At 69.5% G+C, this 14,092-nt stretch carries 9 protein-coding genes; all 9 read left to right on the top strand.

Annotated elements, in window-relative coordinates; genetic code table 11:
• Window positions 1–2 precede the first annotated feature (2 nt).
• The 9 genes from tssF to icmH all read left to right on the top strand — a co-directional run bounded on the left by tssF (window position 3) and on the right by icmH (window position 14,091).
• Complete coding sequence (gene tssF / locus ACYP33_RS09445) at window positions 3–1,892, top strand: type VI secretion system baseplate subunit TssF (RefSeq protein WP_459621235.1); 1,890 nt, start codon at window positions 3–5, stop codon at window positions 1,890–1,892.
• Window positions 1,856–2,899, top strand: coding sequence for a type VI secretion system baseplate subunit TssG (gene tssG, locus ACYP33_RS09440; RefSeq protein WP_459621233.1), 1,044 nt, complete (start codon window positions 1,856–1,858; stop codon window positions 2,897–2,899). Before tssF ends, tssG begins: the two co-directional genes overlap by 37 nt.
• Before the next feature lie 117 nt (window positions 2,900–3,016).
• Window positions 3,017–5,977 carry a type VI secretion system ATPase TssH gene (gene tssH, locus ACYP33_RS09435; protein WP_459621232.1) on the top strand — a complete coding sequence of 987 codons (2,961 nt, stop codon included), beginning with the start codon at window positions 3,017–3,019 and terminating at the stop codon, window positions 5,975–5,977.
• Window positions 5,974–6,990, top strand: coding sequence for a TcdA/TcdB catalytic glycosyltransferase domain-containing protein (locus ACYP33_RS09430; RefSeq protein ID WP_459621231.1), 1,017 nt, complete (start codon window positions 5,974–5,976; stop codon window positions 6,988–6,990). The genes tssH and ACYP33_RS09430 overlap by 4 nt, the downstream gene beginning before the upstream one ends.
• A gap of 108 nt (window positions 6,991–7,098) precedes the next feature.
• Window positions 7,099–8,985, top strand: a complete 1,887-nt coding sequence (gene tssI / locus ACYP33_RS09425) for a type VI secretion system tip protein TssI/VgrG (RefSeq protein ID WP_459621230.1) — start codon at window positions 7,099–7,101, stop codon at window positions 8,983–8,985.
• Window positions 8,982–9,530, top strand: coding sequence for a DUF6931 family protein (locus ACYP33_RS09420; protein ID WP_459621229.1), 549 nt, complete (start codon window positions 8,982–8,984; stop codon window positions 9,528–9,530). Before tssI ends, ACYP33_RS09420 begins: the two co-directional genes overlap by 4 nt.
• Window positions 9,527–11,326 carry a type VI secretion system-associated FHA domain protein TagH gene (gene tagH, locus ACYP33_RS09415; RefSeq protein WP_459621227.1) on the top strand — a complete coding sequence of 600 codons (1,800 nt, stop codon included), beginning with the start codon at window positions 9,527–9,529 and terminating at the stop codon, window positions 11,324–11,326. The genes ACYP33_RS09420 and tagH overlap by 4 nt, the downstream gene beginning before the upstream one ends.
• Before the next feature lie 81 nt (window positions 11,327–11,407).
• On the top strand, window positions 11,408–12,745 hold the full coding sequence (gene tssK, locus ACYP33_RS09410; RefSeq protein ID WP_459621225.1) for a type VI secretion system baseplate subunit TssK: 1,338 nt from the start codon (window positions 11,408–11,410) through the stop codon (window positions 12,743–12,745).
• Complete coding sequence (icmH, locus tag ACYP33_RS09405; RefSeq protein ID WP_459621222.1) at window positions 12,742–14,091, top strand: type IVB secretion system protein IcmH/DotU; 1,350 nt, start codon at window positions 12,742–12,744, stop codon at window positions 14,089–14,091. The genes tssK and icmH overlap by 4 nt, the downstream gene beginning before the upstream one ends.
• Window position 14,092 lies beyond the last annotated feature (1 nt).

Below are 14,092 nucleotides of genomic sequence, written 5' to 3'. Positions count from 1 at the left end.
CTATGGATCCTCGTCTTCTTCGTTACTACAACCGCGAATTGCAGCACGTCCGGGAAATGGGCGCGGAATTCGCGCGCGCCTACCCGAAGGTGGCCGGCCGGCTCGGCATGGAAGGCTTCGAATGCGCCGACCCCTACGTCGAGCGCCTGCTCGAAGGCTTCGCGTTCCTGGCCGCGCGCGTGCAACTGAAGCTCGACGCGCAATACCCGGTATTCACCCAGCATCTGCTGGAGATGATCTATCCGCATTACCTCGCGCCGATTCCGTCGATGGCGGTGGTGCAACTGCATCCCGATGCGAGCGAGGACTTGCCGCCGGCCGGGCACGCGGTGGCGCGGCACACGGTGATGCGCAGCCTGACCGGCTTCGGCGAGCGCACCGCCTGCGAATACCGCAGCGCGCACGAGGTGACGCTGTTGCCGCTCGAACTGAGCGAGGCGCGCTACTTCGATACGCCGGCCGCGCTGGCCGCCGCCGGCCTCGTGCCGCCGCGCCACCGCCCGGTGCGCGCGGGCTTGCGGCTGCGGCTGCGCACGCTGGCCGGCGTGCAGGCCAACATGCTCGCGCTCGACCGGCTGCCGGTGTTCCTGGCCGGTGCGGACGAACTGCCGGGCCTGATCCACGAACAATTGCTGGCGAATTGCGCAGGCTACACGGTGCGTATCGCGGCCTCCACCGAAGGCGAGTGGCTCGCCGACCATCACGACGCGGCGGCGCTGCGCCCGCTCGGCTTCGACGAGCACGAGGGCATGCTGCCGTACGGCGATCGCTCGTTCAGCGGCTACCGGCTGCTGCAGGAGTATTTCGCGTGCCCGGAGCGCTTTCGTTTCGTCGAGTTCACGGGGCTGCGCGCGCTGCTCGCGCGTGCGCGCGGCACGGAGTTCGAGATCGTCGTATGGCTCGATCGCAGCGTGCCGCGCCTGCACAACGCGATCGACGCGGGCAATTTCCGGCTGTTCTGCACACCGGCCGTCAACCTGTTCGAACGGCGCGCGGACCGCATCCATCTGCAAACGGGCAAGACCGAATATCACGTGATCGGCGATCGCACGCGGCCGATGGATTTCGAGGTGCACAGCGTGCTCGACGTGCAGGGCTACGGCGATCGTCAGGAGCCCGAGCAAAGCTTCCTGCCGTTCTACGGCGGCAACGCGCGCACCTGGCACGGCGGGCAGGCGGCGTTCCACACGCTGCGCCGCGAGCCGCGCCTGCTGTCGAGCCGCCAGAAGGAGAAGGGCGCGCGGTCGAGCTATGTCGGCAGCGAGACCTTCATCGCGCTGGTCGACGCCAACGACGCGCCGTATGCCACCTCGCTGCGCCAGCTCGGCCTGCGCGTGCTGTGCACCAACCGCGATTTGCCGCTGCACATGCCGGTGGGCAAGTCGTACACCGATTTCACGCTCGATACCGATGCGCCGGTGGCGTCGATCCGCTGCGTGGCCGGCCCGACCCGGCCGCGCGCGCCCACCGCGATCGGCGACACCGCCTGGCGGCTGATCAGCCATCTGCAACTGAATTACCTGTCGCTGCTCGGCGAGGACGGCGAGCAGGGCGCGGCGGCGCTGCGCGAAATGCTCGGCCTGTATCACGACGAGTTCGACGCCGCCGCGCGCCGGCAGATCGAGGGCATCAAGCAGGTGGTCGCGCGGCCCGCCACGCGCCGCATTCCGGTGCCGGGGCCGATCACCTACGGGCGCGGGCTCGAAATCACGCTGACCTGCGCCGACGCCGCGTTCGAGGGCGGCAGCGCGTTCCTGCTCGGCTCGGTGCTCCAGCACTTCTTCGCGCGCTACGTCTCGCTGAATTCGTTCACCGAAACGGCGCTGCGCACCTTCGAACGCAACGAGGTAGCCCGATGGCCCGCGACCCCCGGCAAGCGTCCGATCCTGTGACGGCCCGCGCCAGCGAGGCCGCCGCCGAGCTGGAGGCGGCGCTGCACGCGCGCCCGTTCGATTTCGAATTCTTCGAGGCGATGCGGCGGCTCGAATGCGCGTATCCGGCGCAGCCGCGCTTCGGCCATTCGACCAAGCCGGCCGAAGACCCGGTGCGGCTCGCCCACGCCGCCTCGCTCGAATTCCCGGCGCGCAGCATCGAGCGCTTCGAGCCGGGCGAAAACGGCGAGCCGGGGCGGCTGCACGGGTTGTTCCTCGGGCTGTTCGGGCCGAACGGGCCGCTGCCGCTGCACCTGACCGAGCACGCCGTCGATCGGCAGCGCAATGCCAAGGACCCGACGCTGGTGGCGTTCGCGGACCTGTTTCATCACCGGATGCTGAGCCTGTTCTACCGCGCCTGGGCGGACGCGCAGCCGACCGTGCAGCTCGATCGCCCGGCGCAGGACCGGTTTCGCACCTATATCGGCGCGCTGATCGGCATCGGCTCGCCGCAACTGGAGGGGCGCGACGCGCTGCCCGACGCCTACAAGCGCTTCTTCGCCGGGCGGCTGGTGCCGCAGGCGCGCAACGCCGAAGGCCTCAAGGGTTTGCTCGAACACTACTTCGAGGTGCCGGTGGCGGTGCAGGAGTTCGTGATCGGCTGGATGGCGCTGCCGCCGGAGGCGCACCTGCGCATGGGCGGCGCGATGGCGCAGATGGGCCGCAACGCCACGCTCGGCGCGCAGGTGCGCGGCGCGCAGCACCGCTTCCGGCTGCGCATCGGGCCATTGAGCCTGAACCAGTTCAACCGCTTCCTGCCCGGCGGCGATGCGCTCGAGGAGCTGGTGGCGGCCGTGCGGCTGTACGTGGGCGGCGAGAAGGGCTGGGACGTGCAACTGGTGCTGAAGAAGGAAGACGTGCCGGGCATGCACCTGGGCCGCGCCGGGCGGATGGGCTTCAGCACCTGGATGGGCCGCTATCCGAAGCCGGCCGACGCCGACGAGGTGGTGCTGACGCCGGTCGATTGACGCCGGGCGGCCTGGTTTAACCCCGGGTGAAACGCAACGAAGCGCGGCGCGGCCGGCGCTTCTTCACTTTGAACCGGTGGCCGCCGAGCGGCCGCCTCACTGTCTACAGGATGGATCATGGCCGAAATCAGTCGCGGCGCCTTGTTCGGCAAGCTCAATGCGCTGGCTTACCGCGGGATCGAGAGCGCCACCGTGTTCTGCAAGCTGCGCGGCAACCCCGATGTCGAACTGGTGCACTGGCTGCATCAGATTCTGCAATTGCAGGATTCGGACCTGCACCGCATCGTCCGGCACTTCGACGTGAACCCGTCGAACCTGGCGCGCGACCTGAGCGTCGCGCTCGACCGGCTGCCGCGCGGCAGCACGTCGATCTCCGACTTGTCGGCCGACGTGGAGGAAGCGGTGGAGCGCGGCTGGGTGTTCGCCACGCTGATGTTCGGCGAATCGCAGGTGCGCACCGGCTATCTGCTGGTGGGGCTGCTGCGCACGCGCCATCTGCGCCATGCGTTGCAGGCGCTGTCGGCGGAATTCGCGAAGCTCAAGCCCGAGGCGCTGGCCGACGGCTTCGCGCAAATCGTGGCCGGCTCGCCGGAAGACAGCCTGCCAGCCACCGACGGCTTTCGCGCCGAGGCGGCCGCGCCCGGCGACGCCAGCGGCGCGCTCGCGCCGCCGCAGGCGAGCGGCCAGCAGGCGTTGCGGCAGTTCACCGTGGACCTGACCGCGCAGGCGCGCGACGGCAGCCTCGATCCGATCGTCGGGCGCGACGGCGAGATCCGGCAGGTGGTCGATATCCTGATGCGGCGGCGGCAGAACAACCCGATGCTGGTGGGCGAGGCCGGCGTGGGCAAGACGGCGGTGGTGGAGGGTTTCGCGCTGCGCATCGCGCGCGGCGACGTGCCGCCGCCGCTCAAGGACGTGGTGGTGCGCACGCTCGACATCGGGCTGTTGCAGGCCGGCGCGAGCATGAAGGGCGAATTCGAGAACCGGTTGCGGCTCGTGATCGAAGCCGTGCAGGCCTCGCCGCAACCGGTCATCTTGTTCATCGACGAGGCGCATACGCTGGTCGGCGCGGGCGGCGCGGCCGGCACCGGCGACGCGGCGAACCTGCTGAAGCCGGCGCTCGCGCGCGGCAACCTGCGCACCATCGGCGCGACCACCTGGGCCGAATACCGCAAGCACATCGAGAAGGATCCGGCGCTGACGCGGCGCTTCCAGACCGTGCCGGTCGACGAGCCGGGCGAGGACAAGGCGATCCTGATGATGCGCGGCGTGGCCAGCGTGATGGAGCGGCACCATCGCGTGCAGATTCTCGACGAGGCGCTGGAGGCGGCCGTCAGGCTGTCGCATCGCTATATCCCGGCGCGGCAGTTGCCCGACAAATCGGTGAGCCTGCTCGACACCGCCTGCGCGCGTGTCGCGATCAGCCAGCACGCCGTGCCGGCCGAGATCGACGATGCGCTCAAGCGCATCGAGGCGCTCGAAACCGAGCAGCGGATCATCGCGCGCGAGGCGCGGATCGGCATCGACACGGCCGCGCGCGAGGCGCAGGTGTTGACCGCGCTCGATGCGCAGCGCGCGCGGCTGGCGGAGCGCGAGGCGGTGTGGGCCGAGGAAAAGGCGTTGGTCGAGCGGATTCTGGCGCTGCGCGCGCAATTGCGCGGCGATGGGGAGGCGGTGGACGGCACCGGTGGCGGGCTGGATGCGATGGGCGATGAAACGCGGGGCGGCGCGTCGGTTGAGGAGCCTGCCACGGCGCGGCTGCAAGCACTGGCTGAAATGCCCGCCGTAACGCATCCGCAAGCACTGGTTGAAGCGCCGGGCGCAGCACGGCCCCAAACACCGGCCGAAACGCCCGCCACGGCACGGCCGCAAGCACTGGCCGAAACGCCGGCCGAAGCAAGAGCGCAGGCACCGACCGATTCCACGCTCGACACCTCGCTCCCCCTCGACGCCACTGCCCGCGCCGCCGCGCTCGCCGATCTCCAACGCCTGCAAGCCGAGCTGGCCGCCTTGCAGGGCGAGACGCCGCTGATCCTGCCGAGCGTCGATTACCAGGCGGTGGCGGCCGTGCTGTCCGACTGGACCGGCATCCCGGTCGGCCGGATGATGCGCAGCGAACTGCGCACCGTGATGAACCTCGCGAGCCTGATCGGCGAGCGCGTGATCGGCCAGGATCACGCGATGGAGGCGATCGCCAAGCGCATCCAGACCTCGCGCGCCGGCCTCGACAACCCCGACCGCCCGATCGGCGTGTTCATGCTGGCCGGCACCTCGGGCGTCGGCAAGACCGAGACGGCGCTGGCGCTGGCCGACGCGCTGTACGGCGGCGAGCACAACCTCATCACGATCAACATGAGCGAGTTCCAGGAGGCGCACACCGTCTCCACGCTGAAGGGCGCGCCGCCCGGCTACGTCGGTTACGGCGAGGGCGGCCTGCTGACCGAGGCGGTGCGCCGCAAGCCGTATTCGGTGGTGCTGCTCGACGAGGTCGAAAAGGCCCACCCCGACGTGCACGAGATGTTCTTCCAGGTGTTCGACAAGGGCGCGATGGAGGACGGCGAGGGCCGTGCCATCAACTTCCGCAACACGCTGATCCTGCTGACCACCAACGTCGGCACCGACCTGATCGCCCGGTTGTGCCAGGACCCCGACCTGATGCCCGACGCCGACGGCCTGGCGCAGGCGCTGCGCGCGCCGTTGCTGGAGGCGTTCCCGCCCGCGCTGCTCGGCCGGCTCGTGACGATCCCGTATTTCCCGCTCAGCGGCGAAATGCTGGCGCGCATCGTGCGCCTGCAGCTCGACCGCATCAAGCGGCGCGTGGAGGCGCGCTACCGCGTGCCGTTCACGTACGACGACGCCGTCGTGCAACGGGTGGTGAGCCGTTGCACCGAAAGCGAATCGGGCGGCCGGATGATCGACGCGATCCTGACGAACACCTTGCTGCCGGCCGTCAGCCGCGCGTTCCTGACGCGCACGCTGGAAGGCGGCGCGCTCGAATGCGTGAGCGTGAGCGTCGAGGGCGGCGATTTCGCCTATCGGTTCGAGGCGCCAATCATTGAATCGGGAGCCACCGCATGAAAGCCATTCCGAAGCGCCTCCACATCATCTGGATCGGCGGCGACATCCCGGCGCGCAACCGCGAATGCATCACGTCGTTCACCAAGCTGAACCCCGATTGGGAGATCAACCTGTGGATCGACGCGAACCAGCTGCTGACCGGCGAGCGTCGCCAGCAGATCAGCGAGCGATACAAGGCCGCGCACAACGGCGCGGCGGTACCGGCCGCCCACTGGCAACAGTCGGCCGACACGCTCGGCGAGCGGGGTGGCGACAACGCCACGATCGATTATCTCGAAACCTACCTGGGCCGGCGCGGCGAGGCGCTGGAGGGCAAACGCAGCCGCAACGCCAATTCGATCATGATGTTTTGCGAGGCCAACCGGATCAAGCTGCGCGAGGTGCAGCGCGACCTGAAGATCGGCAAGAACGCGCCGATCTATCGCCAGGAACTGGTCAATCGCGGCGGCAACTTCGGCGCCGCCAGCGACATCCTGCGCATCGAGATCCTGCTGCAACACGGCGGCATCTATGTCGATACCGACATCCGCTGCGTGCAGGCGCTCGGCGAGATCATCTGCCACCAGTCGTACCCGCGCTTCTCGTCCAGCTATGCCAGCGCGAGCTGGAAGACCGTCGACGAGCAGGGCTGGAACAGCGACGAGTGGTGGCAACGCACCGTCACCGGCGCGGACCAGCCGCAGATCAGCAATTCGGTGATCGCGTCGCACGCCGGCTGTCGGGGCCTGACCGCCTACAAATCGCTGATCCACAGCAATTACAAGGCGCTGAAGAAACCCGGCGAGCTGCGCGACCTGTATGCGGCGAGCGTGCGCCACTCCACGGTCAAGATGACCGGCCCGACCGCGGCGGCCGAAAGCTCGGGCTTCAAGAAGATCCGCGACGCGTTCGGCGACCGGCAATTGCAGTCGCCCGACGCGGGCCAGCGGCTGGAGGATTCCCGCTTCCTGCGCGACAACTGGTACTTCCCCATGTACAAGGTGCGCGACCAGTATTTTCACGACTGGTTGTGAAGCGCTGCCGCCCGCGCGCGGGCGGCGCCGAAAACTCGATGGAATAGATCGCCGCCCCCGGTTGTTATTGGTCGTGAAGCTCATCGACACAGGCACGCGAATCATTCCATGGCTCACGCAATCACACTCGGTTCCAACGTCGGCGGCAGCCTGCTGTTCTCGAACCTGAGCGCGACCGAGGCGCTTGGCAGGCTGTTTTCCTACCGTCTCGAAGCGATCAGCAAGAACACGGCGGTGGACCTGCGCGCGCTGCTCGGCACGCCGATGACGGTCAAGCTGGTCACGCCGCAGGGCTACACGCGCTATTTCAACGGCATCGTGTGCGAGGGCGAGCAGGCCGGCTTCGTCAATATCGACGGCGTGCGCTACGCCGTGTACCGCTTCGTGCTGGTGCCGAAGCCGTGGCTCGCCACGCGGCGGCGCGATTGCCGCATCTATCGCGGCAAGAGCGTGCCGCAGATCGTGCAATCGGTGCTGGGCGACATCGGCTACAGCGACCTCAAGCCGAGCCTGACCGGCAGCTATCCGCCGCGCGACTACTGCGTGCAATACCGCGAGAGCGATTTCGACTTCATCAGCCGCCTGATGGAGCAGGAAGGCATCTACTACTTCTTCACGCACACCGAAGGCACCCACACGATGGTGCTGGCCGACGCGCTCGGCGCGCACACCACGGTACCGAGCTTCGAGCAGATTCCGTATGCGCCGCCCACCGAGCGCGGCAAGCGCATGAAGGCGTCGATCAGCGATTGGGAAACGGCGCGCGCGATGAACACCACGCGCGTGCAGCTCGACGATTACGACTACCTGAAGCCGAAGGCGTCGCTGCTGGCCACCGAGACGCTGACCGAGAGCGACGAAGCCTCGAACCTCGGCGGCCTCGACGCCTACGATTTCTCGTACGACACGGTGGGCTACGACCAGCGCCTGAGCGACGGCCAGCGTTACGCGCAGGTGCGTGCCGACGCGCAGAACGTGCCGCTGTTCACGAGCACCGGGCAGACCGACGCGTGCGGCCTCGCCACCGGCGCGCTGTTCCGGCTCAAGGATTTCCCGGCGGCCGAGGCGAACCAGGAATATCTGGTGATCGGCGCCGAGACGCGGCTGGTCGAGCCGGATTACGCGTCGGGCGGCGGCGGGGACGACGGCGAGCCGCCGTTCCACTGCGCGTTCCGGGTGATCCGCAGCCGCCAGCCGTTCCGCGCGATGCCCATTACGCCGCGCCCGACCATCGCCGGGCTGCAGACGGCCGTGGTGTACGGCGACACGCCCGAGGACATCGCCGTCGACAAATACGGCCGCGTGCAGGTCACGTTCTTCTGGAGCCGGCCCGGCAAGCCGCACGCCGACAACTCGTGCCCGGTGCGCGTCGCGCAGTTCTGGGCCGGCAAGCGCTGGGGCGCGCAGTTCATTCCGCGCGTGGGGCAGGAGGTGGTGGTCAGCTTCCTCGACGGCAACCCGGATCGGCCGCTGATCATCGGCAGTGTGTACAACGCCGACAACATGCCGCCGTACAGCCTGCCCGACAACAAGACCCAGAGCGGGCTCAAGAGCCGCAGCCACGCGGGCGGCGGCAGCGAGGATTACAACGAGATCCGCTTCGAGGATCGCAAGGGCGACGAGCAGGTGCTGATCCACGCGCAGAAGGATTTGCGCGAGGAATCCGAACACGATCACGACGTGCAGGTGGCGCACAACTACACGCTGACGGCCGGCAACCAGATCAAGCTCGTCACCGGCCTGGCCAGCATCACGATGAACCGCTCCGGCGAGATCGCGATCCAGGGCACCAACCTGACGATCAACGGCGAGATGAACGTGACGCTGGCCTCGGGTCTCGCGATGGAAATCAACTCGAAGGCCAACCTCAACATCAGTTCGGTGGCGGCGATGGAAATCCTGTCCGAAGCCGATTGCCTCGTGCAGTCCACCAACCTGCAATTGATCGGCACGGCCACGGCCATTCTGGGCGGCGCCGCGCCGATGATCCTGTGAGCGCGCTGCTCGACGCCGCGCGGCAGATGAAGCTGTCCGCGCCGGCCCTGGCCCGCCTGCACGACGCGCAGGCGCCGCGCGCGGCCGTGCAGGCGCTGCTCGACGCGGGGCTGTGCGCCGACGCGTTGAGCCTGCTCGCGCGCCTGCTGCCGCATCGCTATATGGTGGCCTGGGTGTGCCAGTGCGGCAGCCGCCAGACGCTCGACGCGCACGATCGCGCCGGGCTCGCGCTGGCCGAGGCCTGGGTGCGCGACCCGCGCGAGGCGCGCCGCGCCGAGGCCGCCGCGTTCGCGAGCGCGCATCGCTACCGCGGCATCGGCGCCTGGTGCGCCGCCGCCGCCGGCTGGACGGGCGGCGATCTCAATCCGCGGCACGCGCAACCCACGCCGCCGCCCGAGCACCTGAGCGCGCTTGCCGCGATGGCGGCGCTCGGCTACATGGCGGCGCTCGTGCCCGCGCAATTCGATGCCCGCCGGGCTGCGTTCGTCAACGACGCGCTCGGTCTGCTGGGCACGCCGGATGGTTTCGAAGGAGGTGATCAATGAGCAACGTGCAAAGCCTGATTCTGTCGGTGCAGGGCGAACGGGCCGAACGGCTCGGGGCGCGTCGCGAGCACACGTTCGATTGCCGCGACGGCAGCATCGGCCGTTCCGACGAATGTGACTGGGTGCTCGGCGCCGATGGCGTGTCGCGCCTGCATGCGCTGGTGCGCTATCTGAACGGGCTGTATTTCATCGAGGATCGCAGCACCAACGGCATGCTGTTGAACGGCGCGTCGTTGCGGCGCGGCGAGCCGTCCACGCTGAAGCATGGCGACCGCCTGCAGATCGATACGTTCGAGATCGACGTGCGCCTGCAGGGCGAGGCCGCGACGCAATGGAGCGCGCTCGGCGACGACGGGCGCGCGGTGGCGGATACGGTGTCGCCGGTGGTGGGCGCGGCTTCGTCGTCTTCGATGTTCGAGGCGCAATCGGCACCGAAGGCCGCGCCGGTCAAGCCGGTGCCGGCCGATGCGCTCGACTTGAGCCTGCTGCTCGCACCGCGTCGCGGCGAGGCGGCGGGCAGCGATGGCGATGGCCTGATTCCGGACGCCGCGCCGGGCGCGAGCCTCGATCCGCTCGCGATGTTCGACGCGCCGTCGTCCTACGACGAGGCGCCGTCGCGGCACGAGCCGCCGGCCGAATCGTGGAATCACACGCCGGCCGTGTCCGACCGGTTCCGGCCGCCGCAAGTGGAGGCGATGCGGACCAGCGCTCCGGTGCTGCCCGACGATTGGGACATGACCGGCAGCCGCGTGGTGGCGCGGGTGGAGCCGGTTCGGCGGGATGAGCCGATCGTGCCGGAGGTGGGCGTGCCGTCGATGCCGTCGATTCAGCCCGAGCGTGCCGTGATGGTGCCGCCTGCTGCGCCGGTCGCCGCGCCGGTCGCGATGGAGCCGGCCTCGCTGATCGACGCGCCGTCGCAGGCCGCAACGCCTCATGTCGTGCCGCAGCAACAACCCGCGCCGGCATCGGCTGTCGATGCGGCATCGGCACCGGCTGCCATTCCGGCATCGGCCTCGACCTCGACCTCGACTTCAGCACCGGCCTCGACTCCGATTCCGACAGCGGTATTCGCACCGGCACCGGCCTCGTCTCCGGTATCGGCATCGGTATCGGCATCGGCTCCGGTATCGGCATCGGCTCCGTCTCCGGCCTTGGCACCGTCTCCGGCCTTGGCTCCGGCGTCGGCATCGGCATCGGCATCGACGCCGACTCCGGCACCCGCATCCGCACCCGCTTCGACGGCCGCGCCGCAACCGCAATCCGTCCCCGCACCGCAAGCCTCGCCCCCATCCTCCGACCTCGAAGACATGTTCCGCATCGCCGTGGACGCGATGATGGACGTGCTGCGCGCCCGCGCCGAGCTGAAGAACAGCTTCCGCCTGCCCGCCACGCTGATCCAGCGCACCGAGAACAACCCGCTGAAGTTCGCGCCGACCGCGCAGGAAGCGGTCAAGCGGCTGTTCGCGCCGCCCGACCAGGGCTTCCTGGCCGGCAGCGCCGCGCTCCACGACGCCGCCGCCGACATCCGCAATCACCAGATGGCGATGCTGGCCGGCGTGCGCTCGGCGTTCCACTCGCTGCTCGAGCATTTCGATCCGGCGCGCATCGAGGAGGCCGAGGGCGGCAGCCCGCGGCGGCTCTCGCTGGGTGGCCGGCCGCGCCACTGGGAGCGCTACAAGGCGCAGTTCGAGGCGCTCACACGCGACCCCGACGACTGTTTCCGACGCCTGTTCGGCGACGAATTCGCGCGGGCCTACGAGGAACAACTGGTGCGCCTGAAAAGCCGTCGCGACTGACCGCAGCCGCAGCCGTAGCGCACCACCCCCGCCGCCCGCGCCGGCGGCCACGCACACCGAACCCTGGATCGACGTATCGCCATGACCCAAAGCAACAAGATCGTATGGAGCGAAGGCCTGTTTCTGCGGCCGCAGCACATGCAGCAGCAGGAGCGCTATTTCGAGCGCTACGTGGAGCTGCGCTCGGGCGGCCTGCGCCCGCACGCCTGGGGCTTCCAGGAACTCGAACTCGAAACCGACCTGCTGGCGATCGGCAAGCTCGGCATCAAGCGCGCGAGCGGGGTGTTTCCCGACGGCACGCCGTTCTCGATGCCCGGCGACGATCCGCTGCCGCCGCCGCTCGACATCGAATCGAACTGGCGCGACCAGGTCGTGCACCTGACCTTGCCGCTGCGCTCGGCCACCCAGCCCGACAGCGCCTGGCCCTCCGCCACGGCCGATCAGCTGACGCGCTACCGCGTGCGCGAAACCGAGGCGCGCGACGCGTCCGGCAGCATGGACGGCCTGACCACGCTCGAAGTGGGCGGCATGAGCACGCGCCTGCTGCCCGATTCGCAGCCCACCGAGGGGCTGATGCGGATTCCGCTGGCGCGCGTGGTGGAATGCCGCGCCGACCGCCGCGTGATCCTCGACGACGGCTTCATGCCCACCGCGCTGCGCACCGAGGCCGCCGACCGGCTCGTCACGTTTCTGTCCGAACTGCTGGGGCTGCTGCACCAGCGCGGCGAGGCGCTGGCCGGACGCGTGGTGGAAACCGATCGCGGCGGCGCGGCCGAGATCGCCGATTTCCTGATGCTGCAGGTGGTGAACCGCTACCAGCCGCTGATCGCGCATCTGGCCGCCGCGCCGCTGCTGCATCCCGAGGCGCTGTATCGGCAGTTGCTCGAACTGGCCGGCGAACTGGCCACGTTCACCGAGCCGGGCAAGCGCAGCCGCACGTTCACGCCGTATCGCCACGAAAGCCTGCGCGACAGCTTCGAGCCGCTGATCGCCGCGCTGCGCATGGCGTTGAGCGCCGTGCTGGAGCAAAGCGCCGTGCCGATCCCGCTGCAACAGCGCAAGTACGGCGTGTGGGTGGGCGTGGTGCCCGATCCCACGCTGCTCGACACCGCCACCTTCGTGCTGGCCGCCAAGGCCGACATGAAGGCCGAGGACATGCGCCGCCAGTTGCCCGCCCAATCGAAGATCGGCCCGGTCGAGAAGATCCGCGACCTGGTCAACCTGCAACTGCCGGGCATCGGCGTGTCGCCGATGGCGGTCGCGCCGCGCCAGTTGCCCTATACGTCGGGCTTCGTGTATTTCGAGTGCGACCGGCAATCGTCGATGTGGCGCATGTTGAAGACCTCGGGCGGCATCGCGATGCATTTCGGCAGCGGCTTCGCCGGCCTCGACCTGCAATGCTGGGCGGTGCGCACATGAGCACGAATTCCCGCAACGGCGAGCGCAATCCGCCACCCGACGCCACCGTGCTGCGCCCGCGCGAAGCGGCCGGCGCCGACGACGCCACGCGCATCGCGATGCCGCGCCCGGCGCAGGCCGCCGGCGCGGCCAACCACGCACGCACCGCCCGCGCCGAACGCCGCGCCGAGTTGGGCGACTTCATGAGCGGCGTGGCCAACCCGCTGGTGCGCGCCGCCAATCCGCTGCTGTTGCTGACCGTGCAGTTGCGGCACAGCGTGGCGCCGCCGGCCGACGTCGCCCGCCTGCGCGAGCAGGCCGTCGCGCAGGTGCGCAGCTTCGAGCATTACGCGCAGGACGCCGGCATCAGCACGCAGACGGTGATGGCCGCGCGCTACGTGCTGTGCACGCTGATCGACGAGGCCGTCAACATCGCGCCGTGGGGCGACCTGAGCGGCTGGGCGCAGAAGACGCTGCTGGTCACGTTCCACGGCGAAACCTACGGCGGCGCGAAGTTCTTCCAGATCCTCGACCGCCTGAGCGCCGATTTCTCGCGCCATCTCGACCTGATCGAGCTGATGTACATCTGCCTCGCGCTCGGCTTCGGCGGGCGCTATCTGGTGGAGCCGGGCGGCCTCGGCCGGCTCGCCGACATCCAGGACGACCTGTACCGCCGCATTCGCGGCCTGCGCGAGGCGCCGGCCGCCGAACTCGCGCCGCACTGGCGCGGCGTGGAGGATCGCCGCAACCCGGTGATGCGCCACGTGCCGCTGTGGGTGGCGCTGGCCGCCTCGGCCGTGATCGTGCTCGGCGCGTTCCTGTATTTCTTCACGCGCTTGAACGGCCTGAGCGAGCCGGCCAGCGCGCAGCTTGCCGCGATCGGCCTGGAGAACGCGCCGCCGCCGCAGGGCGGGGCCGCGCCGAAGCCGGCGCGCAGCCTCAAGGCGCTGCTCGGCCCGCTCGAACAGGCCGGCGCATTGAGCGTGGACGAGCAGGCCGACGGCCGCGCCACCGTGCGGCTGGCCGCCGGCGCGCTGTTCCCGTCGGGCGGCGCCGATCTCGCGCCCGACGAAATCCCGGTGCTGCGCCAGGTGGCCGCCGCGCTGAACCAGGTGCGCGGCCGCGTGATCGTGGTCGGCCACACCGACGATCAACCGGTGCACTCGCTGCAATTCAAGGACAACTTCGCGCTGTCCACGGCGCGCGCCCAGCACACGCTGGCGATCCTCGCGCAAGGGCTCGACGATCCGCGCCGGCTGGAGGCGAACGGCGCGGGCTCGTCGCAGCCGATCGCCGTGCCGCCGAGCCTGCCGGCCAACCGGGCGCGCAACCGCCGCGTGGAAATCCTGTACACCCCGGAGAACTGAA

Source organism: Burkholderia sp. 3C, from assembly GCF_054589155.1.
This window is presented reverse-complemented; position numbering and strand designations above follow the sequence as displayed.

Bases quoted from the DNA above. Each gene is read 5' to 3' on its own strand.
- tagH (WP_459621227.1), top strand. From the start codon at position 9,527: ATGAGCAACGTGCAAAGCCTGATTCTGTCGGTGCAGGGCGAACGGGCC.
- tssI (WP_459621230.1), top strand. From the start codon at position 7,099: ATGGCTCACGCAATCACACTCGGTTCCAACGTCGGCGGCAGCCTGCTG.
- tssG (WP_459621233.1), top strand. From the start codon at position 1,856: ATGGCCCGCGACCCCCGGCAAGCGTCCGATCCTGTGACGGCCCGCGCC.
- tssH (WP_459621232.1), top strand. From the start codon at position 3,017: ATGGCCGAAATCAGTCGCGGCGCCTTGTTCGGCAAGCTCAATGCGCTG.
- tssF (WP_459621235.1), top strand. From the start codon at position 3: ATGGATCCTCGTCTTCTTCGTTACTACAACCGCGAATTGCAGCACGTC.
- ACYP33_RS09430 (WP_459621231.1), top strand. From the start codon at position 5,974: ATGAAAGCCATTCCGAAGCGCCTCCACATCATCTGGATCGGCGGCGAC.
- tssK (WP_459621225.1), top strand. From the start codon at position 11,408: ATGACCCAAAGCAACAAGATCGTATGGAGCGAAGGCCTGTTTCTGCGG.
- icmH (WP_459621222.1), top strand. From the start codon at position 12,742: ATGAGCACGAATTCCCGCAACGGCGAGCGCAATCCGCCACCCGACGCC.